18 protein-coding genes are annotated in these 23,475 nt (G+C 73.5%); 10 read left to right on the top strand and 8 right to left on the bottom strand.

What is annotated here, in order from left to right:
- Positions 1-53: 53 nt before the first annotated feature.
- The 4 genes from F3L20_RS24080 to F3L20_RS24065 all read right to left on the bottom strand — a co-directional run bounded on the left by F3L20_RS24080 (position 54) and on the right by F3L20_RS24065 (position 5,626).
- Entirely contained in the window at positions 54-1,541 is a 1,488-nt protein-coding gene (locus F3L20_RS24080; RefSeq protein WP_150156127.1) for a phytoene desaturase family protein, read from the bottom strand.
- Positions 1,542-1,969: 428 nt separating this feature from the next.
- Complete coding sequence (locus F3L20_RS24075) at positions 1,970-2,599, bottom strand: TetR/AcrR family transcriptional regulator (RefSeq protein ID WP_145825314.1); 630 nt, start codon at positions 2,597-2,599, stop codon at positions 1,970-1,972.
- 35 nt (positions 2,600-2,634) lie between these two features.
- The gene (locus tag F3L20_RS24070; RefSeq protein ID WP_150156126.1) at positions 2,635-4,719 is read right to left on the bottom strand and encodes a YhgE/Pip domain-containing protein; all 2,085 of its coding nucleotides are present in this window, start codon (positions 4,717-4,719) and stop codon (positions 2,635-2,637) included.
- On the bottom strand, positions 4,691-5,626 hold the full coding sequence (locus tag F3L20_RS24065) for an ATP-binding cassette domain-containing protein (RefSeq protein ID WP_150156125.1): 936 nt from the start codon (positions 5,624-5,626) through the stop codon (positions 4,691-4,693). The genes F3L20_RS24070 and F3L20_RS24065 overlap by 29 nt, the downstream gene beginning before the upstream one ends.
- Positions 5,627-5,795: 169 nt before the next feature.
- On the opposite strand from F3L20_RS24065, the gene F3L20_RS24060 reads away from it, so the two are divergent.
- The 3 genes from F3L20_RS24060 to F3L20_RS24050 all read left to right on the top strand — a co-directional run bounded on the left by F3L20_RS24060 (position 5,796) and on the right by F3L20_RS24050 (position 7,961).
- On the top strand, positions 5,796-6,359 hold the full coding sequence (locus F3L20_RS24060) for an SAV_6107 family HEPN domain-containing protein (RefSeq protein ID WP_150156124.1): 564 nt from the start codon (positions 5,796-5,798) through the stop codon (positions 6,357-6,359).
- Positions 6,360-6,495: 136 nt separating this feature from the next.
- Positions 6,496-7,266: a methyltransferase gene (locus F3L20_RS24055; RefSeq protein ID WP_167534593.1), complete on the top strand. Its 771-nt coding sequence runs from the start codon at positions 6,496-6,498 to the stop codon at positions 7,264-7,266.
- Positions 7,267-7,553: 287 nt separating this feature from the next.
- The gene (locus F3L20_RS24050) at positions 7,554-7,961 is read left to right on the top strand and encodes a DUF3040 domain-containing protein (RefSeq protein ID WP_150156123.1); all 408 of its coding nucleotides are present in this window, start codon (positions 7,554-7,556) and stop codon (positions 7,959-7,961) included.
- A 378-nt stretch (positions 7,962-8,339) separates the two neighbouring features.
- On the opposite strand, the gene F3L20_RS24045 is transcribed toward F3L20_RS24050, so the two are convergent.
- The 4 genes from F3L20_RS24045 to F3L20_RS24030 all read right to left on the bottom strand — a co-directional run bounded on the left by F3L20_RS24045 (position 8,340) and on the right by F3L20_RS24030 (position 13,965).
- A complete protein-coding gene (locus F3L20_RS24045) occupies positions 8,340-10,727 on the bottom strand; it encodes a transglutaminase TgpA family protein (protein ID WP_150156122.1) in 2,388 nt (795 codons plus the stop codon).
- The gene (locus tag F3L20_RS24040) at positions 10,724-12,085 is read right to left on the bottom strand and encodes a DUF58 domain-containing protein (RefSeq protein ID WP_150156121.1); all 1,362 of its coding nucleotides are present in this window, start codon (positions 12,083-12,085) and stop codon (positions 10,724-10,726) included. Before F3L20_RS24040 ends, F3L20_RS24045 begins: the two co-directional genes overlap by 4 nt.
- Positions 12,085-13,155: an AAA family ATPase gene (locus tag F3L20_RS24035; protein WP_240810742.1), complete on the bottom strand. Its 1,071-nt coding sequence runs from the start codon at positions 13,153-13,155 to the stop codon at positions 12,085-12,087. Before F3L20_RS24035 ends, F3L20_RS24040 begins: the two co-directional genes overlap by 1 nt.
- 261 nt (positions 13,156-13,416) lie before the next feature.
- Positions 13,417-13,965, bottom strand: coding sequence for a beta-class carbonic anhydrase (locus F3L20_RS24030; protein WP_145825307.1), 549 nt, complete (start codon positions 13,963-13,965; stop codon positions 13,417-13,419).
- A gap of 413 nt (positions 13,966-14,378) precedes the next feature.
- On the opposite strand from F3L20_RS24030, the gene rsmH reads away from it, so the two are divergent.
- From rsmH to murD, 7 genes are all read left to right on the top strand, one after another.
- Entirely contained in the window at positions 14,379-15,332 is a 954-nt protein-coding gene (gene rsmH / locus F3L20_RS24025; RefSeq protein ID WP_261383798.1) for a 16S rRNA (cytosine(1402)-N(4))-methyltransferase RsmH, read from the top strand.
- An 86-nt stretch (positions 15,333-15,418) separates the two neighbouring features.
- Positions 15,419-15,913 (top strand): septum formation initiator family protein, encoded by a 495-nt coding sequence (locus F3L20_RS24020; RefSeq protein WP_240810741.1) that lies wholly within the window; start codon positions 15,419-15,421, stop codon positions 15,911-15,913.
- 5 nt (positions 15,914-15,918) lie between these two features.
- Positions 15,919-17,889 carry a peptidoglycan D,D-transpeptidase FtsI family protein gene (locus tag F3L20_RS24015; protein WP_276615856.1) on the top strand — a complete coding sequence of 657 codons (1,971 nt, stop codon included), beginning with the start codon at positions 15,919-15,921 and terminating at the stop codon, positions 17,887-17,889.
- Between the two features lie 172 nt (positions 17,890-18,061).
- The gene (locus F3L20_RS24010) at positions 18,062-19,582 is read left to right on the top strand and encodes a UDP-N-acetylmuramoyl-L-alanyl-D-glutamate--2,6-diaminopimelate ligase (protein WP_150156119.1); all 1,521 of its coding nucleotides are present in this window, start codon (positions 18,062-18,064) and stop codon (positions 19,580-19,582) included.
- A gap of 4 nt (positions 19,583-19,586) precedes the next feature.
- Positions 19,587-21,002: a UDP-N-acetylmuramoyl-tripeptide--D-alanyl-D-alanine ligase gene (locus F3L20_RS24005; RefSeq protein WP_150156118.1), complete on the top strand. Its 1,416-nt coding sequence runs from the start codon at positions 19,587-19,589 to the stop codon at positions 21,000-21,002.
- Entirely contained in the window at positions 20,999-22,072 is a 1,074-nt protein-coding gene (gene mraY / locus F3L20_RS24000) for a phospho-N-acetylmuramoyl-pentapeptide-transferase (RefSeq protein WP_024882559.1), read from the top strand. The genes F3L20_RS24005 and mraY overlap by 4 nt, the downstream gene beginning before the upstream one ends.
- The gene (gene murD / locus F3L20_RS23995) at positions 22,054-23,472 is read left to right on the top strand and encodes a UDP-N-acetylmuramoyl-L-alanine--D-glutamate ligase (protein WP_150156117.1); all 1,419 of its coding nucleotides are present in this window, start codon (positions 22,054-22,056) and stop codon (positions 23,470-23,472) included. Before mraY ends, murD begins: the two co-directional genes overlap by 19 nt.
- The last annotated feature ends 3 nt before the right edge of the window (positions 23,473-23,475 follow it).

Here is a 23,475-nt window from a genome sequence, read left to right as displayed (position 1 = left end):
CCCTGTTCGGGGGGACCGTCGGCCACCCGAACCCCGCGCGTGCGGGCCCCGGTTCACTGCGAACCGCGGAACTCCGGCCCCTCCACGACGAGTCCGGCCACCAGGGCCCCCGACATCCCGGCGTGCGGCAGTCCACCGCCGGGGTGCGACCAGCCACCCACCGTGAACAGTCCAGGCAGGCGTGTGCTGTTGGCGGCGTGCAGGAAACGGCCGTCGGCCGCGGCGAGCGCCGGCACCGGCACCGCGCCGCCCTCCGCGCCCGTCTCCCGGGCGACGTCGGCGGGCGTGCGCACCTCGTGCCACAGCAGGCGGTCCCGCAGGTCCGGCACCGCGCGCCCGGCCGCCGCGACCATCCGCTCCGTGCACTCCTCGGCGCCGGCCGTCCCGGCGGGCACCGCCGCCGTCACCGTCACCGCCTCGTGGCCGGCGTCCGGGACCAGCGCCGGGTCGTCCGGCCGCAGCACCGCCACCGTGGGCTCTGCGGGCAGGCCGGCCGCACCGGACAGCGCCTCCAGCTCCGCCGCGCGGTCCCGGGTGTGCACGACCGTGCGGTGCGGGGTTCCCGCCGGACGCCCGCCGCGCAGTGCCATCAGCACCGTCACCCGGCTCGCCCCGCCCCGCCGGGCGGGCACGTCGCCCTCCCCGCGCAGCCGGGTGCCGCACAGCCGCTCCAGCACCCCGGGGTCGACGCCCGCCACCACCAGGTCCGCCTCCACCACGGTGCCGTCGGCGAGTTCCACGCCCGCGGCCCGCCCGTCCTTCTCCCGCACCCCGGTCACCTCCGCGCCGAAGTGGAACTCCACCCGGCGGGCCACGCACCGCTCGTACACCGCCCGCGCCAGCTCCCGCAGGCCGCCGCGCACGTACCAGGTGCCGAAGGCGTGTTCCATGTACGGCAGCACCGCCGCGCTCGCCGGGGTGTGCCGGGGGTCCAGCCCGAACGCCAGGGCGTGGCTCTCCAGCAGGGCCCGCAGTCGCGGGTCGCGCAGCTCCCGGTCGCCGACCTCGGCCAGCGTGGCCGCCCGGCGCGTGCGCAGCAGCCGGCGGTGCGGGACCGCCGGGTAGGGCTCACGCCCTGCCAGCACCTCCCAGTTGGGCCACAGGGGCTCCTCCAGCAGCGGGCGGCGCGCCCGGTCCCAGGCCTCGCGGGCCCGCACCAGGAAGTCGCCCCAGCGCCGCGCCGCGTCCGCGCCGAGGGCCTCCTCCAGCGCGGAGACCACCCCCGCGCGGGAGGCGTTCGGCAGGGACACCCGCGTGCCGTCCGCGAAGACGTGGTGCGACGACGGGTCGGCCTGGACCAGCTCGACGCACTCCTCCAGCGGCTCCCGGCCGGTCTTCACGAACAGGTCGCGGTAGACGGCGGGCAGCGGCAGCAGCCCCGGCCCGGTGTCGAAGGCGAACCCGTCCCGCTCCCGGCGGCGCAGCGCACCGCCGTACGTCTCCGTCCGCTCGTACACCGCCACCCGGTGGCCCGCGACGGCCAGCCGGGCGGCGGCCGCCAGCGCGCCCATCCCGGCGCCGATCACCGCAATCCGTGCCATGTCAGGGACTTTATCCGCCCCTGCTCAGGGCCCGTCCCCGAGTACCCGCACCCCCGTCGGACGACCGTCCGGCCGCACGCCGTGATGGGCCCCGGTGCGCAGGGGTGAGTACCGGTACCCAGCCGGCGAGATGAGTACGGCGGCGGATGGGTCCGGACCCGCGGGAACGGGAGAGTGGAGACCACGGAGAGGGGCACGGCCTCCCGGCACCGGCGGCACGGGGCGCCGGAACGGGAGCCTGGCCCGCGATCCGCTCCTTCCGCCGGCACCACCGGCGGGAGCGAGGCACGGGGGAACCCGGGGGAACGACCGTGAACGGGGGTTCCACACGGGGGGACGTACGGGGGAACAGGAGGCGCCGGTCCGCCCGGTGGCCCGCGGGGGACGCGGCCACCGCCGGACCGGCACCTTCACGTCCGCGGCGGACGTCAGCGGCGGCCGCTGACCCGCCCCTGCAGCAGCCGGGACAGGGCCGCGTGCACGTCGTCCAGCGAGCGCTCCGGCTGGAACGACTTCCAGTCAAGCGCCGCCACCAGCACCATGCCCACCAGCGCCGCGGCCGTCAGCGGGACGTCGATCTCCTCGCTGAACTCGCCGGCCGCCACTCCCTCGCGCAGCACGCCCTCGACCACCGCCACGGCCTGCTGTCGCACCACCATCAGCGTGGACTGCCAGGCCCGGTTGGTGCGCCACAGCTCGGCCACGTACAGCTGGGTGAAGGCCGGATACCGGTCGATGAACACCAGCCCCGCGTGGATCATGGCGTCCAGGGCGTCGACCTTGCCGCGCCCCTCCCGGGCCGTGCGCTCGGCCGCCTCCCGCAGCGAGGCGGTCAGCAGACCGACCCCGTGCCGCAGCAGCTCCTCGAAGAGGACGGACTTGCTCGCGAAGTTGTAGTAGACGGTGCCCTTCGCGACGCCCGCCCGCTCGGCGATCTCGTCCACGGTGGTGGCGGAGAACCCCTGCTCGGCGATGAGGGTGACGGCCGCCTCGTAGAGCTTCTGCCGGGTGGCCTCGCGGCGGGCACTGCCGCCCGGCGTGGTGCTGCTGCGTTCCATGGCCCCGATTCTCACAGGAGCGCCGGCCGGTCCGTTCACAGGCTCAGCTCCGGGTGCAGCCGGTCGAGCGTCCAGACCTGCTTGCGGCGGGCCGACAGCGCGGTCAGCGCGAGCGCGCCGGCCGTGAAGGCCGCCAGCACCGCGCAGGCCAGCCACACCGGTTCCAGGCCGCCGCCCGTGACGAGCCGCCGCAGCGCCTCCACGACATGCGTCATCGGCAGGAACGGATGCAGGGCGTTGAAGAACGCCGGACTGGTCTGGACGGGGTACGTGCCGCCCGCCGAGGTCAGCTGGAGCATCAGCAGCGCGAGCACCAGGATCCGTCCGGCCGCGCCGAAGCGCGCGTTCAGCCACTGCACGATCGCCGCGAAGCACGCCGTCACCAGGAACAGGAAGCCCACCGTGCCGGCCGCCCGCGCCATCTGCAGCCCGAGCGCCCAGTGCAGCACCGACATCAGCGCCGCCGTCTGCAGCACCCCGATCGCCACCACCGGCAGCCAGCCCGCCAGCGCGATCCGCCAGGCGGAGGCGCCCGCCGCGAGCGCCCGCCGGTTCATCGGCGCGATCAGCATGTACGCCACCATCGCGCCCACCCACAGCGACAGCGGGATGAAGTACGGGGCGAAACCGGTGCCGTAGTTGGGCGCCTTGTGCAGGTCGCTGGAGACCAGCCGCACCGGGTCGGCCATCACGTCGGTGCGCACGTCGCGGTCCCGCTCGTCGTAGTCGGGGATCTTCTCGGCGCCCTCGTGCAGGCCGCCGGCGAGCTCCTCGGACCCCTCGACGAGCTTGAAGAGCCCACCGCTGAGGTCGTCCGCGCCCGTCTTCAGCTCACCGACGCCCTTGTCCAGCTTCCGGGCGCCGGTCTCGGCGGTGGCGAGCCCCTTGTTAAGCTTCTTCGCCCCGGCGGCGACCTTGCCGGCGCCGGTGTTCAGCTTGTTGATCCTGCCGACGGCGTCCTCCAGGTCCTCGGAGAGGTGCGGCGCGCGCTTCGCGAGCGTCCGCGCCTGCTTCTCCAGGGTGGCGAGCTGCCCGTCGAGCTTCTTCAGGTCGGCCCGGTGTCCGGTGACCAGCGCGCCGACGTCGGTGGCGACGTCCGAGGCGGTGGCGACCGCCTCCTGGGCCTTCTTCAGGTCCGCGCAGGCGGGGTCGGGCTCGTCGGCGTCCTCGCAGCGCTCCCGGTACAGCGCGTCCATGGTCGCGGACGCCTCCCGGGCGTCCTTCGCGGCGGCCGGCGCCCTCTCCTCCAGCGTGTCCAGGTCGTCGCGGAGCCGTCCCGCCGAATCGGCGACGAAGCGGGCCGTCGCGCCGATGGCCTTCTCGTTGTCCTTCAGGAACGGGCCCGCCTCGGCGTTCAGCGCGTTCACCTTCTCGGCGAGCCGGCGCGTGCCGTCCGCGACCTTCCCGGAGCCGTCCTCCAGGGAGCCCGCGCCCTTGTGCAGGTCCTTCAGGCCCTGGGACAGCTTGCCGCTGCCCGAGCGGGCGTCCTTCAGGCCGTCGACGAGGTCCTGGGAGCCCTTCTCGGCCTTCCCGATGCCTCCGTTCAGCTTGTCGGCGCCCTGCGCCGCCTTCACCGTCTCGCCGTGGATGTCGGAGAACGACACGAAGATCTGGTCCAGGAAGGACCGCGAGGTCTTCGTGGACGCCGCCCGGCGCACCTCGCCGAACACCGTCCGGGAGATCTGCCCGACGATGTAGTTGTTCGCGTCGTTGGTGCGCACCTGGAGGGCGCCCGACTCCGGGGTGTCGCCCGAGCTGGAGGCGATACGGCGGCTGAAGTCGGCGGGCACGGTCAGCGACAGGTAGTACCTGCCGTCCTCGACGCCGCGCCGGGCCTCCTCCTCGCTCACCTCACGCCAGTCGAAGGTGGAGCTGTCGCGGAGCCCCTCGGTGATGTCGTCGCCCGCGGCGATCCTCCTGCCGTTCGCGCTCGCCCCCTCGTCCTCGTTGACCAGGGCCACCGGGATCCGGTCCAGCCTGCCGTACGGGTCCCAGAACGACCACAGGTACAGGGCGCCGTAGAGCAGCGGCAGCACCAGCAGGGCGACGAGGGCCGCGCGCGGCAGGGTGCCCCGGCCGAAGCGCCGGAGCTCAAGAGCGGCCAGTTTCGGCGAGCGCATCGACCGCCGCCTCCTTCGCGTCGTGGTCGTCCTGGGCGTGGTCCCGGTGAGGGTGGTCGGTGCCGGCGGACTCGGCGGTTCCGGCGTGCGCGGCGGACTCCGTGGGTGCGGCGGGCTTCTCGGCCCCCGCGTCGCGGCCATCGGCCGGTTCGGCCGGTCCGGCCGCTTGGTCCGCCGGGGTCGGAAGGGTGGTGGCCGTACGGGTGGTGGCCGTACGGACCACGACCGCGTCGGCCGGGGGCTCGCTGCACACGGCCAGCACGGTGACACCGGTGGCGGCGACGGACCGCAGCAGGGCCCACACCTCCTCCCGCTCGGCGGACGACAGCTTCAGATCGGTGTCGTCCACCCCGAGCAGCCGGGGCCGCCCCAGCAACGCCAGCGCCAGCGACAGCCGCAGCGCCTCCACCCGCTCCAGATCCCGTACGGCGGTCCGCCCGCCCTTGGGCAGGGCGGCGAGGTCGAGCCCGGCGGCGGCCAGCGCCTCGTCGATGTGCCGGCGCCGCTCCCGCCGGCGCTCACCGCGCGGGCGCAGCAGCTGCCGGGGCCGGGGGAGGGCGCCGCCGAAGCGGCGGCGCAGCAGCTCCTGTTCGCGTAGGTGCTCGGCCACGGTGAGGGCCGGGTCGAGGTCGGTCACACCGGTGACGTGCGCCAGCGCGCTGCGGCGGCGTACGGCGGCCATGCGCCGGGGCAGTTCCCGCCCGCCGACGACGGCCCGCCCCTCCGTCGGCCGCATCCGCCCGGTGAGCGCGAGCAGCAGGCAGGTGCGTCCGGTGCCGGACGGCCCCACCACCGCGATCAGCGCCCCGGGCCCCGCGTCGACCGAGACGTCGCGGAACGCCCACCCCCGTGGTCCCTTCAGGCCGAGGCCGTCGGCCGTGACGGCGAGTCCGCTCGGATCGTCCACGTGCTCCCCCTGGAACATTTGAACTGACTGGTCAGTGCAAAAGTTAGCTCGAACGGGCGAACGAGGCAACGCCGCAGGTCAGAACGGATTGTCAGTGCCATACCGCACGATGTGCACATACGGCACTTGCCTCATGGCGTGCCGTCACGAAGACGACAGGAGGTTCGTCATGGCCCACTCGTCCGCAGCCGCCGCCCGTCGGCGCCGCGCAGCCGGCCCTGCCCCCTCACTGAACCACGGCCCGGCGAGCGACATCCACCCCGTGCTGCGCCGCGCCGCGGCCCCGCCCGCCGCCCTCGACCTGCTCGCCCAGGCCCGTGCCGGACTCGACGAGGCCGCCGTCCTCGACACCCCCAACGAGCGCTACGCGACGGCCCACCTCGCCGCCCTGCGCACGGCCGCCGCCGTCCTCGCCGCCCGCGGCAGGCCCGAGACCTCGCCCCGGGCGCGGGCCAAGATACGAAGTGCCTGGGAGGTGCTTCCCGAGATCGCGCCCGAACTCGCCGAGTGGAGCGCCCTCTTCGCCTCCGGGGCGCAGCGCCGGGCCCGCGCCGAGGCCGGCATCCAGGGCGCGGCGACCGTCCGGGACGCCGACGACCTGATCCGGGACGTGGCGATGTTCCTCCGCCTGGTGGAGCGGACGCTGGTGCTCCAGCCGGTCCTGCCCCAGCCCCGCCCCGACCAGGACGGCCCGGACACCACCCCGCGCGGGGACCTGCCCGACGCGGGCTGACCGGGCGGACGGGGCGCCCTCGGGCAGGCCGCCACCGGGTGACCGGCGGCCGCTCCCCAGGCCATAGGGTGGAGAGCGCCTGAAATCCGCTCGCCCCGCCCCACCCCAGGCGGTGCCCCGCCGAGGAGTCACCACCGTGTCGGACCCGATGCGCCCCCGCGCCGCTCTCCGTACCGCCGTTGTCTGGGACGTCCTCCAGGACGCCCTGGAACGCCGGGTCAAGGCCACCGGACGGCAGGCCCTGGACGTCCTCGACACCGGCGGCGGCAGCGGCAACTTCGCCGTGCCCCTCGCCCGGCTCGGCCACCGGGTCACCGTCGTCGACCCCAGCCCCAACGCCCTGTTCGCCCTCGAACGCCGGGCCGCCGAGGAGGGCGTCGCGGACCGGGTCCACGGCGTCCAGGGCGACGCCCGCGGCCTCTTCGACGTCGCCGAGCGCGGCGGCTACGACGTCGTGCTGTGCCACGGCGTCCTGGAGTACGTCGACGACCCGGCGGAGGGCGTGCGCAACACGGTGGCCGCCCTGCGCCCCGGAGGCGTCCTCAGCCTGCTCGCCGCCGGCCTGGGCGGCGCGGTGCTCGCCCGCGCCCTCGCCGGGCACTTCACGGAGGCCCGGCAGGCGCTCGACGACCCGAACGGCCGATGGGGCACCGGCGACCCCGTGCCGCGCCGCTTCACCGCCGACCAGCTCACCGCGCTGGTGCGCGGCGCGGGCCTGGACGTCGGCGCCGTGCACGGCGTGCGGGTCTTCGCCGACCTGGTCCCCGGCGTGCTCGTCGACACCGAGCCCGGCGCCCTGGAGGCGCTGCTGAAGCTGGAGGCCGCCGCGGCCGAACTCGACGCGTTCCACTCCGTGGCCACGCAGCTTCATGTGCTCGGTGAGGCGCGTGAGGCCGCCGAGGCGTGAGCCGTCGTCCGTGGCACGGCGCTGATCAGCGACGCGTCCGGCGGCCCCGGGCCGCATGGACTGTGCCACAGGCCCCCCGAATGGCGGCTTGGCGCCGTATGATCGAGGGAGACCGCCCGGCATGACGGGTCGGCCGCCGGGGAATGACAGCCTCAGCGGGCCGGGACGTGATGGCGGGTACCGGTCGGCAATTGGCGCAGAGGGGCGGGTTTCACGGGGGCGATTCCCCGCCTATCCTGAAGGGACCCCCCGGGTCGCCCCGGCGACTGCACGATGAGGAGGACTCCGTGCCGCTCTCGGAGCACGAGCAGCGCATGCTCGAGCAAATGGAGCGAGCGCTGTACGCCGAAGATCCCAAGTTCGCGACGGCGCTCGAGGGAAGCGGGCTGCGTACGTACACCCGGCGACGGGTCTACCAGGCGGTCGCGGGCTTCCTCGTAGGTATTGCGCTCCTCATGGCCGGTATGGTCGCCCAGCAGGTGTGGCTCAGCGTCGTGGGCTTCCTCGTGATGCTGGGGTGCGCCGTCCTCGCGGTGACCGGCTGGCGCAAGGCCCCCAAGCCGGGTGAGCAGGCCGCCGGTGCGACTGCCGCTCCGCGGGCGGGCCGGCAGGGCAGACAGCGTCGCTCGATGATGGACCGCATCGAGGAGCGGTGGCAGCGGCGGCGTGACGAGCAGGGTGGCGGCGGTCGCTGACGCCCTCGGAAGCGGAAGCTTTGTCTCAGGGGGTGCCCACCTTGCCGGTGGGCACCCCCTGAGGTGTACGTGACCCCAGCGGGCCCCGGTCCCCACCAGTGCTGGACGCCACCCGCGGGTGCGTCGTGGCCGTTCGCGCAGTTCCCCGCGCCCCTGATGGCGACCGGCTTTCGAGCTTGCCTGCGGCTCGTCTGTGGATGCTCGCGCAGTTCCCCGCGCCCCTTTTCGTGCCCGCGCCCGGATTTAGGCTGCGGCTCGTCTGTGGATGCTCGCGCAGTTCCCCGCGCCCCTGAAGGGCCGCGGGGAACTGCGCGAACGGCCCATGACGGCCTGCGGCTGCCCCCGGACCGAGCGGGACAGCCCCGGCTGCGAGGGACCTCAGCCGCGTTGGCGGCTAGGGAGGTGCCAGTCGGGGCGGAGGGCCGTGAGGCGGTCCCGCAGAGCCACCCAGCGGTCGGACACCGCCGACACCACCCGCACGGCCGACCGCGGCGCCAGCACCGCCCGCAGCCGCGTCCTACGGCTCACCGACGCCCGCACCGCGGCCGACGCACGGCGCACGTCGTCCCCCAGGCCCATGACCGGCAGCGGCCGCGGCGCGTACAGCACCTGCTCCACCGCCCCGGCCACCCGGTGCACCGACGCCGCCGCATCCCCCTCCAACCGGCCGGACCGGACGATCCGGTCTGCCGCACCGCGCGGGGTCAGCGACTCGTCCGGCGGGATGCCGTGGTCCCACGCCGTGTCGGTCAGTTCTTCCCAGACGGCCAGCACATGCGGGACGGCGTCCGCCTCGGAGCGGCCGTGGCCGCCGAGCCGTACCGCCCGCGTCCTGGTCCGCCAGAGCATCGGGGCCAGCGGCAGCACCAGCACCAGCAGCCCGGCCAGCGCCCACAGCAGCACCACGTGCCAATTCGGGCCGTCGCCGCCCGCGGGCAGGGCCGCCTGCGGCGACTCGCTGTCGCAGGCCTCCAGCTTCTTGTCCTGCGCCGAGCACTCCGAGCTCTGCGACGGCGCCGCCGACGACTCCGTGGGCGCGGCCTGGGACGGACGGGCCGGGTCCGGCACCGCCTCGTTCCCCGTGTCCGGCACGGTGTACGGGGGCGTCGAACCCCGGGTCGGGGTCGGCTCGAAACGGGTCCAGCCCACCCCCTCGAAGTACAGCTCGGGCCAGGCGTGCGCGTCCCGCAGCCCGACCGAGATCGAGCCGTCCGCCTGCGGGGTGCCGGGTGCGAAGCCCACCGCGACGCGGGCCGGGATGCCCAGGGAGCGCGCCATGGACGCCATGGCGAACGAGAAGTGGACGCAGAAGCCCTCCTTGTCCCGCAGGAAGCGGGCGATCGCCCCCGAGCCGCTGCCGACGTCCACCTGGGTGTCGTACTCGAAGCCGCCGTTCAGCGTGAAGTACTCCTGGAGGGCGACCGCCTGCTCGTAGGCGGTCCGCGCGCCCTCGGTCACCTCACGCGCGGTGCTGAACACCACCGAGGGCAGCGAGTCGGGCAGCTCCGTGTACTCGCGCAGCAGCGTGGACGACGGCTCCGGCGCGTCGGCCAGCTGCTCCGCCGTGGGCTGCACGTCCAGGCTGCGCACCTCGTACGTCAGCCCCCGGGTGTTCTGCCCGTGGTCGCCGACCAGCGTCATGCCGACGGGCTCGTAGCGCCAGTCGCCCCGCACGCTCACGCTGCTCGGCGGGTACGGCATCGGCAGCCAGTCCTGGCCGTACCAGTCCGCGGTGGAGATCATCGTGCCGACCTCCGCGCGCGCGACGTCGGGACCGAGGCCGGGCGGGATCGGGAAGCCGTCCGGCACCTGTGTGATGGCCCGCTTCGACGGCTTCCACGTGGTGCCGTCGAAGTCGTCCAGGGACACGATGCGCAGGTACAGGTCCGAGGTGTTCGCCAGTTCGGTGCGCACCGAGAGCACCTGGCGGTCCTCGTTCACGTTCAGCGAGTCGCGCAGCGACACCAGCGGGTTCACCGCGGAGATGGTGCCGCCCCCGCCGCTGCCCGCGCCGACCCCCCGGCCGGCGGGGTCCAGCAGGCCGCCGTCCATCGCGGGCAGGGCCAGCGGCACCACCAGGGCGATGCCCAGCGCCAGTGCCCCGATCCGGCGCCCCGAACGCACCGGCGCCAGTGCCCCGGGCGTCTCCGCGCCCCGGGTCCGGGCCGCTCCGCCGAACACCCGGCCCCACTGGGAGAGCCGGTCGCGCCCCTCGGCCAGCAGCAGCATCAGATAACCGGCCGCCGCCAGCAGGAACCACAGCCAGTCGATGCCGTTGTCCGCCAGGCCCGCGGCCACCGAGTACAGCGCCAGCAGCGGCAACCCGGCCGGGGCGGCGCTGCGGAAGGTCACCGCGAGGGCGTCCACCAGCAGGCCGATGACCAGGACACCACCGATCAGCATCAGCCGGATGCCGTCGGTCAGCGGCGCCGGTATCGCGTACCGGTTGACGTCGTTGCCGCCCTGCTCCAGCACCTCGCCGAAGAAGCGCAGGGCGTCCGGGCCGGGTATCAGCCCCGCCACGGCGTGCTCCCGCGCGAACAGCAGGGTGAGCAGCAGCAGGGTGACGACCACCTGCGCCAGGATCGTCAGCGGCCGTCCCAGCGGAACCCGCCGCGCCGCGGCGCCCACCCCCGCCTGCACCGCCAGCAGCAGCGCCGCCTGGAGGATCCAGGTCGCCGGTTCCACCAGCGGCAGCAGCGCGCACGCCGCCAGCAGGGTGGCCGCCCACGCGCGCACCGTCAGTCTGGCCCGCCCGCTGATCACGGTCCCTCCCCACCGCTCGCCGCCGTCAGGCCCGAGCGCTCACGGTCCGCCTGCCGCCAGACGTGCTCCACCGAGACGCCCCGCGGCACCGCCACGGCCGTCCACCCCGACTCGCGCAGCATCCGCAGCCGCTCCTCGCCCGGGTCCGACGCGCCGGGCACGTCCGACGGTTCCCGCAGCCAGTCCTCGCTGTTCAGCAGGAAGGCGACGGCGCCCCCGCTGCGCTGCCGCATCCGGGCCAGCACCGCGGCCTGCTCCTCGTCCAGGTCGCCGAGGAAGGCCACCAGCAGCCCCTCGCCCCCCGAACGGAGCACGTCGTAGGCGCGGGACAGGTCCTCCTCGTCGGAGTGGTCCACCACGGCCAGCGTGTCCATCATCAGCCCGGCGGCGTCCGCCGACTCCTGATGGATCCCCGAGAAGCCGTCGGACCCCTCGCCGGGCACCACGCTGCCGGTGTCGGTCAGCAGCCGCACCGAGAAGCCCCGCTCCAGCATGTGGACCAGCACCGAGGCCGCGCCCGACACCGACCACTCGAACGCCGAGTCCGGTCCCACGCCCTCGTAGGCGATGGCCCGGGTGTCCAGCAGCACCGTGCAGCGGGCGCGCTGCGGCTGCTCCTCGCGGCGCACCATCAGCTCGCCGTAGCGGGCGGTGGAGCGCCAGTGGACCCGGCGCAGGTCGTCGCCGTAGCGGTAGCCGCGCGGGATCACGTCGTCCTCGCCGGCCAGGGCCAGCGAACGCTGCCGCCCGTCGCCGTACCCCTTGGCCTCGCCGCTCAGCCGCACCGGCGGCAGCGGCTCCACGCGGGGGATCACGGTCAGCGTGTCGAACGTGGAGAACGAGCGGTTCAGCTCGCACATCCCGAACGGGTCGGACAGCCGCAGCTGCAGCGGGCCCAGCGGATAGCGGCCGCGCAGGTCGGAGCGGACCCGGTAGGACACCTCGCGGCGCCCGCCCGCCTCCACCCGGTCCAGCACGAACCGCGGACGCGGACCGAGCACGTACGGCACCCGGTCCTGGAGCATCAGCAGCCCGGTGGGCATCCGGGAGACGTTGTCCATCCGCAGGTGCACCCGCGCCTCGGAGCCGGCCGGCACCCGGCCGGGGGAGAGCCGGCGGCTGCCGGCGACCCGGTAGCGGGTGCGGTACAGCACGGCCGCGCACACCAGCGGCAGCCCCGCCAGCAGCAGCCCGACCCGCAGCAGGTCGCTCTGCCCCAGCACGTACGCGCAGATCGCGGCGGCCACCCCGGCCGCCAGGAAGGAGCGCCCGCGTGTGGTGAGCCCCGCCAGGGCGGTCCGCACCCCGCTCCGGTCGCCGCGGTCGCCCTCGGCGTGGACCGCGCCGACGGCTGACATCACAGCCTCCGCGGCGGCTGCTGGCCGTAGCCTCCGCGGTCCAGGCCGCCGAACCCGGCGGGCCGGCCGGCGGTAGCGGGCACCGTGGTGCGCTGCAGGATCTCCTGCACCACCTGCTCGGCGGTGCGGCGGTTGAGCTGGGCCTGGGCGGTGGGCAGCAGGCGGTGTGCGAGCACGGCGACGGCGAGCGCCTGCACGTCGTCCGGCAGCGCGTAGTCACGGCCCGCGAGAGCCGCCGCCGCCTTCGCCGCGCGCAGCAGATGCAGCGTCGCGCGCGGGGAGGCCCCGAGTCTGAGGTCGGGGTGCGTGCGCGTGGCGGCGACCAGGTCGACCGCGTACCGGCGGACCGGCTCGGCGACGTACACGCCGCGCACCGCCTCGATCAGCTTCACGATGTCGTGCGCGTGCGCCACCGGCTGGAGGTCCTCCAGCGGGGAGACGCCGCCGTGCACGTCGAGCATCCGGAGCTCGGCCTCCGCGCTCGGGTAGCCGACCGAGACGCGGGCCATGAAACGGTCGCGCTGGGCCTCCGGCAGCGGGTAGGTGCCCTCCATCTCGACCGGGTTCTGCGTCGCCACCACCATGAAGGGGCTGGGCAGTTCGTAGGTGTTGCCGTCGATGGTGACCTGGCGCTCCTCCATCGACTCCAGCAGCGCCGACTGCGTCTTCGGCGACGCGCGGTTGATCTCGTCGCCGATCACGATCTGGGCGAAGATGGCGCCCGGCTTGAACTCGAAGTCACGGCGCTGCTGGTCCCAGATGGACACGCCGGTGATGTCCGAGGGCAGCAGGTCCGGTGTGAACTGGATGCGCCGCACGGAGCAGTCGATCGACCGCGCCAGTGCCTTCGCCAGCATCGTCTTGCCGACTCCCGGGACGTCCTCGATGAGCAGATGTCCCTCGGCGAGCAGCACGGTCAGCGAGAGCCGTACGACCTCGGGCTTCCCCTCGATCACGCCTTCCACCGAACCGCGCACGCGCTCCACGACGGCGGTCAGGTCCTCCCCGACCGTCCCGTATGCCCGGTCGGGGGCGCCCCCATGGCTCGCACGATCGTCATAGGTCGTCACCCGGCCCTCCTCGGCCTTTCCCGCGCTCCGCAATGAAGCGGGGGGTTCCCCAGATGTTCCGGCCGATCCCTCACCCGGCGGACCGGCCCACCCCGAATCACGGGTGCCACGCTGGAAAAGTTCCGCGTGACACCACTTCCGCATTCTTGCCGCCGTTACCGTTTCGTGTCACTCGCCTGTGGACAACTGACAGCGATATGTCAGCTCTTACGACGTTCGACGGCTCTCCGGGGGCGGCCGGTCCCGGGTCGGGCGGCCGGATCAGGTGGGGTCGACCTCGCGCAGCAGACCCGTCTTCACGTCGAAGACGAACCCGCGCACGTCGTCGGTGTGCAGCAGGAACGGCGAGGTCCGCACGCGCTGCATCGACTGGCGGACGTCCTGGTCCACGTCCCGGAAGGCCTCCACGGCCCACGCCGGACGCTGTCCCACCTCCATCTCGAGGTCGTGCCGGAACTCCTCGGTGAGGGACTCCAGACCGCAGTTGGTGTGGTGGATGAGGACCACGCTGCGCGTGCCCAGCGCCCGCTGGCTGATGGTCAGCGAGCGGATCACGTCGTCGGTGACGACGCCGCCCGCGTTGCGGATGGTGTGGCAGTCACCCAGGGAGAGGCCCAGCGCGTCGTGCAGGTCGAGACGGGCGTCCATACAGGCGACGACCGCGACGTGGAGGACGGGACGGGCGTCCATCCCGGGATCGGTGAACGCGTGGGCGTAGCGCTCGTTGGCTTCGACCAGACGGTCGGTCACGGTACCGGCGTCGGCCGCGGCGTTTCCGGAACCGGCGGGTACGGATGCAGAAGTCGTCATACCCATGACGGTAATGGTCACGGGGGCCTGAGGCCTGCTGTGACAGGCGACAAAGAACGTCAGCGAACCTTGGTGTGAGGTAATCCACAGGAGTGGTGTGACACCCCTCCTCCGGGTGATGTGTCCGATCCGCCCCTTGACCCGCGCGGGCCGCGACGCGCAGTCCGGTTGATTGACCGGGCCGGACCGTGGACTAAAGTGACGCGAAGCGGGAGGCGAGACCGCCCGCCGCTGTGACTTCCCCGGATCCCCCGGCCGCGACCAGGGGATCTCCCGCGTGCGCGGCGCGTACGTACGGCTCGGCCTCCTCCCGCCGCCGCCCGGCCGACGCCTCCGGCGCCGGCCGCCCCCTCACCCGGGGAGGGCGGGAACCCGGCAGTGCGTGAGCGCCGTGCCGGAATTGAGAGGGCCTCTTGAGCCAGCGACACGTCCCGGTGATGCTCCAGCGGTGCCTGGACCTGTTGGCACCCGCCCTGGAACGGCCGGGAGCGGTGGTGGTCGACTGCACGCTGGGCCTCGGCGGCCACAGCGAGGCGCTGCTCACCCGCTTCCCCGAGGCGCGGCTCGTCGCCCTGGACCGCGACAAGGAGGCGCTGCGCCTGTCCGGCGAGCGGCTCGCCCCCTTCGGTGAGCGGGCCACCCTGGTGCACGCCGTCTACGACGAACTCCCCGACGTCCTCGACCGCCTCGGCATCGCGCGCGTCCAGGGCGTCCTGTTCGACCTCGGGGTGTCCTCCATGCAGCTCGACGAGGCCGGCCGCGGCTTCGCCTACGCCCAGGACGCCCCCCTCGACATGCGCATGGACCAGACGACCGGCGTCAGCGCCGCCGAGGTCCTCAACACCTACCCGCCCGGCGAACTCGTCCGCATCCTGCGCGCCTACGGCGAGGAGAAGCAGGCCAAGCGGATCGTCGCCGCGGTCGTGCGGGAGCGCGAGAAGGAGCCGTTCGACAACAGTGCCCGTCTGGTCGAACTGATCCGTGACGCGCTGCCCCAGGCGGCCAAGCGCACCGGCGGCAACCCGGCCAAGCGCACCTTCCAGGCCCTGCGGATCGAGGTCAACGGCGAGCTGTCGGTGCTGGAGCGGGCCGTCCCGGCGGCCGTGAAGGCCCTCGACGTGGGCGGACGCATCGCCGTGCTGTCGTACCACTCCCTCGAGGACCGGCTGGTCAAGCAGGTGTTCGCGGCCGGCGCCGCCACCACCGCCCCGCCCGGGCTGCCGGTCGTCCCCGAGCAGTACCAGCCGCGGCTCAAGCTGCTCACGCGCGGTGCCGAACTTCCCACCGAGGAGGAGATCGCCGAGAACCGCCGCGCGGCCCCCGCGCGGCTGCGCGGCGCGCAGCGGATCCGGGAGGACGTGGAGTGAGGCGGCCGCGGTGAGGCACCGGCCGGACCCGAGGGCGGGTGACGGCCGGGCGGACGGGCGGGACGAGCGAACTCAGGGGAGCGTGAGTGAGTAGGAAACCCGAACTGAAAGGGCGGCCCGAGCTGCGGGGGAGGGCGGCCCGGCTCGCGCACCTGCTGCCCACCGGCCGTGCCCAGGCGGCCCGCACCCCCTTCGTGCTGCTGGTGGTCCTGCTCCTCGGCGGCGGCCTGATCGGCCTGCTGGTGCTGAACTCCGCGCTCAGCGAGGGCGCGTTCCGGCTCGACGACCTTCAGCGGGAGACCAAGGAACTCACGGACGAGGAGCAGGCCCTGCAGCGCGACATCGACGCCTACTCCGCCCCCGACGCCCTCCAGCGCCGCGCCCGCGAGCTGGGCATGGTGCCCGGCGGCGACCCCGCCTTCCTCGGCCCCGACGGCAAGGTCAAGGGCGTGCCCAGCGCGGCCTCCGCCGCCCGCGTCCCCCTGGTCCTCGCCCCCGAGGCGCTGGCCACGGCGACGGCCCCGCCCCCCGCCGCGGCGTCCGTCCCCCGTTCCCCGCACCCGACGACCCCCGGCAGGTGACGGAAGTGTCCGACAGGGAACCGCCCCGCCGCCGGGTGCCCGGCCCCGCCCGGCCCGTCCGTCCGGCCGCCCGCAACCGCACCGGCCCCGGCCCCGGCCCCGGAGCCCGTCCGGCCCGCCGGCCCGGCGGACCACGCCCCGGCGCCCCGAAGGTCATCCGGCTGGGCAGCCCCCGCCCCCGGCTGCGCCTGGTCGGCGTGGGCCTCACCCTCGTCATGCTCGCCTTCGTCGTCCGCCTGTTCCAGGTCCAGGCCGTCGACGCGAGCACCTACGCCGGCAAGGCCGAGCGCAACCGCTACGTGGGCCAGGTGCTGGCCGCCGAACGCGGCGAGATCACCGACCGCAACGGCGTGGCCCTCGCCACCAGCGAGGACGCCTACGACATCACCGCCGACCCCACGATGTTCGCGCCGGACGAGCTGAAGGTCACCGACGGCCCCGAACAGGCCGCCGCCCTGCTCGCCCCGATCCTCGGCGCCGACCAGGAGGAGCTGGTCCGCAAGCTGCGCCCGGACAACCCGTCCCTGCGCTACGTGAAACTGGCCGGCCGGCAGACCCCGCAGGTCTGGAAGCAGATCAAGGACCTCAAGGCCGCCCTGGCGAAGAAGGCCGAGTCCGACCCGTCCACCGTCAACGCCCTGGCCGGCGTCTTCTCCGTGCCGACCAGCAAGCGGGTGTACCCCAACAACGAGCTCGCCGCCGGGATACTGGGCTGGGTCAACGCCGAGGGGAAGGGCAGCGGCGGCGTCGAGCTCCAGCTGGAGAAGCGGCTGGCCGGCGAGGACGGCAAGATCCGCTACGCCCAGTCCGGCGGCCGTCTGGTCCCCACCGCGGGCTCCACGGAGACCCCGGCGGTGCCCGGCAGCGACATCGAGCTCACCATCGACCGGGACATCCAGTGGGCCGCGCAGAACGCCATCAGCAAGCAGGTGGAGGAGTCGGCGGCCGACCGCGGCTACGTCATCGTGCAGGACACCCGCACCGGTGAGGTCCTCGCGATGGCCAACGCCCCCGGCTTCGACCCCAACGACCTGTCCGAGGCCGACCCGAAGACGCTCGGCAACGCGGCCCTCCAGGACGCCTTCGAACCGGGCTCCACGGCCAAGGTGCTGTCCATGGCGGCCGTCCTCGAGGAGAACGCCGCCACCCCCGGGACCCACGTGGTGGTGCCCAACCGGCTGCACCGCGGCGACCGGCTGTTCAAGGACGACATCGACCACCCGACCTGGTACCTGACGCTCAACGGCGTCCTCGCCAAGTCCAGCAACATCGGCACCATCCTCGCCACCGGGCAGCTCGGCAAGACCCAGGGGCAGGCCAACAAGGTGCTGTACGACTACCTGCGCAGGTTCGGCCTGGGCAGCCACACCGGGCTGGGCTTCCCCGGCGAGACCAAGGGCATCCTGGCCCCGCCGGACGACTGGTCCACCTCGCAGCAGTACACGATTCCTTTCGGCCAGGGCGTGTCCATCAACGCGATGCAGGCCGCCTCCGTCTACTCGACCATCGCCAACGGCGGCGTCCGCGTCGAACCCACCCTCGTACGCGGCTCCAAGGGACCCGACGGACGCTTCACCCCCGCCCCGAAGCCCAAGGAGACCCGCGTCGTCGGCGAGAAGACGGCGAAGACCCTCGCGCGGATGCTGGAGTCGGTCGTCGACGACGAGGAGGGAACCGGAACCAAGGCGCGCATCCCGGGCTACCGGGTCGCGGGCAAGACGGGTACGGCGAACCGCGTGGATCCGGCCACCGGCAAGTACCACGGCTACACCTCGTCCTTCGCCGGGTTCGCGCCCGCCGACAAGCCCCGGATCACCGTCTACTGCGTCATCCAGAACGCCACCCAGGGCAGCTACTTCGGCGGCCAGATCTGCGGCCCCGTCTTCAAGCAGGTCATGGAGTTCTCCCTGAAGACCCTCCAGGTGCCGCCCACCGGCGCCGCCCCCGCCGCCCTGCCGGTCACCTACCAGCCCTGACCCCCGTACCGAGCACCGAGCCACCAGGAACCACCTCGTGACAACGATCACCCCCGACCCCGGGAACCAGAGCCCCCGCGGCCCCTCGCTTGGCCCGCCGAGCGGTACGCCCGGTACGCTCACCGCCGTGCCACACGCTGATCAGTCCCAAACCACCCAGAAGGGCCAACCCGTGACATATCCGGGACCGCCCCGTCCGGACCGGGTCTCCGCCACGACCCTCGCGGAACTCGCCGGTCAGCTGGGTGTCCCCGCCCCGGAGCAGGCCGCCGAGGTCACGGGCATCACCCACGACTCGCGTGCCGTCCGCCCCGGCGACCTGTACGCCGCGCTGCCGGGCGCCCGCGCCCACGGCGCCGACTTCGCCACCCAGGCCGCCGGCCTCGGCGCCGCCGCCGTGCTGACCGACCCGGCCGGCGCCGAACGCGTCGCCGCGACCGGGCTGCCCGCGCTGGTCGTGGACGACCCGCGGGCCCGGATGGGCGAACTGGCCGCCACCATCTACGGCCACCCCGGCCGCGATCTGCTCCAGATCGGCATCACCGGCACCTCCGGCAAGACCACCACCGCCTACCTCGTCGAGGGCGGTCTGCGGACCGTCCGCAGCACGGGGCTGATCGGCACGGTCGAGATGCGCATCGGCGACGAACGCATCAAGTCCGAGCGCACCACGCCCGAGGCCACCGACCTCCAGGCGCTGTTCGCGGTGATGCGCGAGCGCGGCACCGACGCGGTCGCCATGGAGGTCTCCAGCCACGCCCTGGTCCTCGGCCGGGTCGACGGCTGTGTCTTCGACATCGCCGTCTTCACCAACCTCAGCCCGGAGCACATGGAGTTCCACTCCGGCATGGAGGACTACTTCCAGGCCAAGGCGCAGCTGTTCACCCCGGCCCGCAGCAGGCTCGGCGTGGTCAACGTGGACGACGAGTACGGCCGCCGTCTGGTCAAGGAGGCCGGCGTCCCGGTCGTCACCTACTCCGCCGAGGGGCACCCGGACGCCGACTGGCGCGCCGAGGACGTCCAGGTCGGCCCGCTGGACTCGACGTTCACCGTGGTCGGTCCCAAGGGTGAGCGAATCACGGCCCGTTCGCCGCTGCCGGGTCCCTTCAACGTGGCCAACTCCCTGGCCGCGATCGTCGCGCTGGCCGCCGCCGGACTCGACCCGCAGGCCGCCGCCGACGGCGTGGCCGCCGTGCCGGGCGTGCCCGGCCGCCTGGAACGCGTCGACGAGGGCCAGCCCTACCTCGCGGTCGTGGACTACGCCCACAAGACGGACGCCGTGGAGTCGGTGCTGCGCGCCCTGCGCAAGGTCACCGAGGGGCGGGTGCACGTCGTGCTCGGCTGCGGCGGCGACCGTGACGTCACCAAGCGGGAGCCGATGGGCGCCGCCGCCGCGCGGCTCGCCGACACCGCCGTACTGACCTCCGACAACCCCCGCTCCGAGGACCCGCTGGCGATCCTCGCCGCCATGCTGCTGGGCGCCGCCTCGGTGCCCGCCCACCAGCGCGGCGAGGTCCAGGTCTTCGAGGACCGGGCCGCCGCGATCGCCGCCGCCGTCGCCCGGGCCGAGCCCGGCGACACCGTGCTGGTCGCCGGCAAGGGCCACGAGCTGGGACAGGACATCGCCGGGGTGGTGCGTCCCTTCGACGACCGCCAGGTGCTTCGCGAAGCCATCAAGAAGACCCAGGGATGAACTTGTGATCGCCCTCTCCCTCGCCGAGATCGCAGAAGTCGTCGGCGGGCAGACGCACGACATACCGGACCCTGCCGTCCGGGTCACCGGTGAGGTGGTCCGGGACTCGCGGGAAGCGGGCCCGGGCAGCCTCTTCGTCGCCTTCGTCGGCGAGCGCGCGGACGGGCACGACTACGCGGCCCAGGTCGTCGAGGCGGGCGCGGTCGCCGTGCTCGCCTCCCGGCCCGTCGGGGTCCCCGCGATCGTCGTGGAGGACGTCCAGGCCGCCCTGGGCGCCCTCGCCCGGCACGTCGTCCGCCGGCTCGGCGCCACCCTCGTCGCCCTCACCGGCTCGGCCGGCAAGACCAGCACCAAGGACCTCATCGCCCAGGTGCTGCGGAGCAAGGCGCCGACCGTCTTCACCCCCGGCTCCCTCAACAACGAGATCGGGCTGCCGCTGACCGCGCTCACCGCCACCGAGGAGACGAAGTTCCTCGTGCTGGAGATGGGGGCGCGCGGAATCGGCCACATCCGCTACCTCACCGGTCTGACGCCGCCGCGGATCGGCCTCGTGCTGAACGTCGGCTCCGCCCACATCGGGGAGTTCGGCGGCCGCGAGCAGATCGCCCAGGCCAAGGGCGAACTCGTGGAGTCCCTGCCCCCGGCCGAGGAGGGCGGCGTCGCGGTCCTCAACGCGGACGACCCCTACGTCCGGGCGATGGCCTCCCGTACGAAGGCGAAGGTGATCCTTTTCGGAGAGTCCGGCGAAGCGGACGTCTCCGCAGAGAACGTGCGACTCACGGACAGCGGACAGCCCTCCTTCAAGCTTCACACACCCTCCGGTGCATGCGATGTGACCATGCGCCTGTACGGTGAGCATCACGTGTCGAACGCGCTCGCCGCGGCCGCCGTCGCCCACGAGTTGGGCATGTCCGCAGACGAGATCGCCCGTGCGCTCTCCGAGGCGGGCTCCCTCTCCCGCTGGCGCATGGAGGTCACCGAGCGACCGGACGGCGTGACGGTCGTCAACGACGCCTACAACGCGAACCCCGAGTCCATGAAGGCCGCGCTGCGCGCGCTGGCGGCGATGGGCAACGGGCGTCGTACGTGGGCGGTGCTCGGCAAGATGGCCGAGCTCGGGGACGAGGCGCTCGCCGAGCACGACGCGGTCGGACGGCTCGCCGTCCGGCTCAACGTCAGCAAGCTCGTCGCGGTCGGGGGCAGGGAAGCCGCCTGGCTGCAACTGGGCGCATATAACGAGGGTTCGTGGGGTGAGGAGTCGGTGCACGTGTCCGACGCACAGGCGGCGGTCGACCTGTTGCGCAGCGAATTGCGCCCGGGGGATGTCGTACTCGTGAAGGCATCCCGTTCGGTCGGGCTCGAGAGCGTGGCGCAGGCGCTGCTCGAGACCGGTGCCGAGGGTGAGGTCGCCGCCCGATGATGAATCAGATCCTGTTCGCAGGAGTCATTGGCCTCTTCCTGACGCTGGTCGGCACCCCGCTGCTGATCAAGCTGCTCGCCCGCAAGGGATACGGGCAGTACATCCGGGACGACGGCCCGCGCGAGCACGCCAGCAAGCGCGGTACGCCGACGATGGGCGGCATCGCCTTCATCCTGGCGACGGTCGCCGCCTACTTCCTGTCCAAGGTGATCACCGGCAAACCCCCCACGTTCTCCGGGCTGCTGGTGCTCGGCCTCATGGTGGGCATGGGCATGGTCGGCTTCCTCGACGACTACATCAAGATCGTCAAGAGGCGTTCGCTGGGTCTGCGGGCCAAGGCGAAGATGGCGGGCCAGCTGATCGTCGGCATCGCCTTCGCGGTGCTCTCGCTGCAGTTCGCGGACTCCCGCGGGCAGACCCCGGCCTCCACCAAGCTGTCGTTCATCACCGACTTCGGCTGGACCATCGGCCCGGTGCTGTTCGTGGTCTGGGCGCTGTTCATGATCCTCGCCATGTCCAACGGCGTGAACCTCACCGACGGTCTGGACGGCCTCGCCACCGGCGCCTCCGTCCTGGTCTTCGGCGCCTACACCTTCATCGGCGTCTGGCAGTTCCAGGAGTCCTGCGCCAACGGCGACACCCTGACCAACCCGGGCGCCTGCTACGAGGTGCGCGACCCGCTGGACCTCGCGGTGGTCTCCTCCGCGCTGATGGGCGCCTGCCTGGGCTTCCTGTGGTGGAACACCTCGCCGGCCAAGATCTTCATGGGGGACACCGGTTCACTGGCGCTCGGCGGTGTGCTCGCGGGTCTGGCGATCTGCTCCCGCACCGAGCTGCTGCTCGCCATCCTCGGCGGCCTGTTCGTCCTCATCACGATGTCGGTCGTCATCCAGGTCGGTTCGTTCCGGCTCACCGGGAAACGCGTCTTCCGGATGGCGCCACTCCAGCACCACTTCGAACTCAAAGGCTGGTCCGAAGTCCTTGTGGTGGTCCGCTTCTGGATCATCCAGGGCATCTGCGTGATCGTCGGACTGGGCCTCTTCTACGCGGGATGGGCAGCGGACAAGTGACCGACTGGCAGGGCAAGCACGTCACCGTCGCCGGACTCGGCGTCTCGGGTGTCCCGGCGGCCAGGGCGCTGCACGGACTCGGCGCGAAGGTCACCGTCGTCAACGACGGCGACGACGCCCGCGCACGCGAGCAGGCGGCGGAACTCGAGGCGCTCGGTGTCACCGTGCGCCTCGGCGACGGCGACACCCTGCCCGACGGCACCGAGCTGATCGTCACCGCGCCCGGCTGGAAGCCGGACAAACCGCTGTTCGCGGCGGCGGACGCGGCCGGCGTGCCGGTGTGGGGCGACGTCGAACTCGCCTGGCGGCTCAGGAAGCCCGGCGCGGCCGACTGGCTCGCGGTCACCGGCACCAACGGCAAGACCACCACCGTGCAGATGCTCGCCTCCATCCTGGAGGCGGCGGGTCTGCGCACCGCCGCCGTGGGCAACATCGGCGTCTCCCTCCTCGACGCGGTGCTCGGCGACGAGGAGTACGACGTGCTCGCCGTGGAGCTGTCCAGCTACCAGCTCCACTGGGCGCCCTCCCTGCGCGCCCACTCCGCCGCCGTCCTCAACCTGGCGCCCGACCACCTCGACTGGCACGGCTCCATGGAGGCGTACGCCAAGGACAAGGGCCGCATCTACGAGGGCAACCGGATCGCCTGCGTCTACAACACGGCGGACAAGGCCACCGAGGACCTGGTCCGCGAGGCCGACGTCGAGGAGGGCTGCCGGGCGATCGGCTTCACCCTCGGCACCCCCGGTCCCTCCCAACTCGGCGTCGTCGAGGGCATCCTGGTCGACCGCGCCTTCGTGGAGAACCGGCACAAGAACGCCCAGGAGCTCGCCGAGGTCGCCGACGTGAAGCCGGCCGCCCCGCACAACATCGCCAACGCCCTTGCCGCCGCGGCGCTCGCGCGGGCCTACGGCGTTCCGGCCGGCGCCGTACGGGACGGCCTGCGGGCCTTCACCCCGGACGCCCACCGCATCGCCCACGTGGCCGATCTGGACGGCGTGGCCTACGTGGACGACTCCAAGGCCACCAACACCCACGCCGCGCAGGCCTCGTTGGCCGCGTACGACTCCGTGGTGTGGATCGCCGGCGGGCTCGCCAAGGGCGCCACCTTCGACGAACTCGTCGCGGACGCGGCGAAGCGGCTGCGCGGCGCCGTGCTGATCGGCCGGGACCGCGAGCTGATCCGCGAAGCCCTGGCGCGACACGCCCCCGAGGTACCCGTCGTCGACCTCGGCCGGACCGACACTGGGGCGATGCTCGAGGCGGTCCAGGAGGCGCGGCGGCTCGCACGCCCCGGTGACACGGTGCTGCTGGCCCCGGCCTGCGCCTCGATGGACATGTTCGCCAACTACAACAAGCGCGGTGACGCGTTCGCCCAGGCGGTGCGCGAGCTCGGCGCCTGACCC

The organism is Streptomyces tendae, assembly GCF_008632955.1.
Taxonomy (GTDB): Bacteria; Actinomycetota; Actinomycetes; order Streptomycetales; family Streptomycetaceae; genus Streptomyces.
Note: the sequence above shows the minus strand (reverse complement) of the source record. Positions and strands in the feature narration are given on the sequence as shown.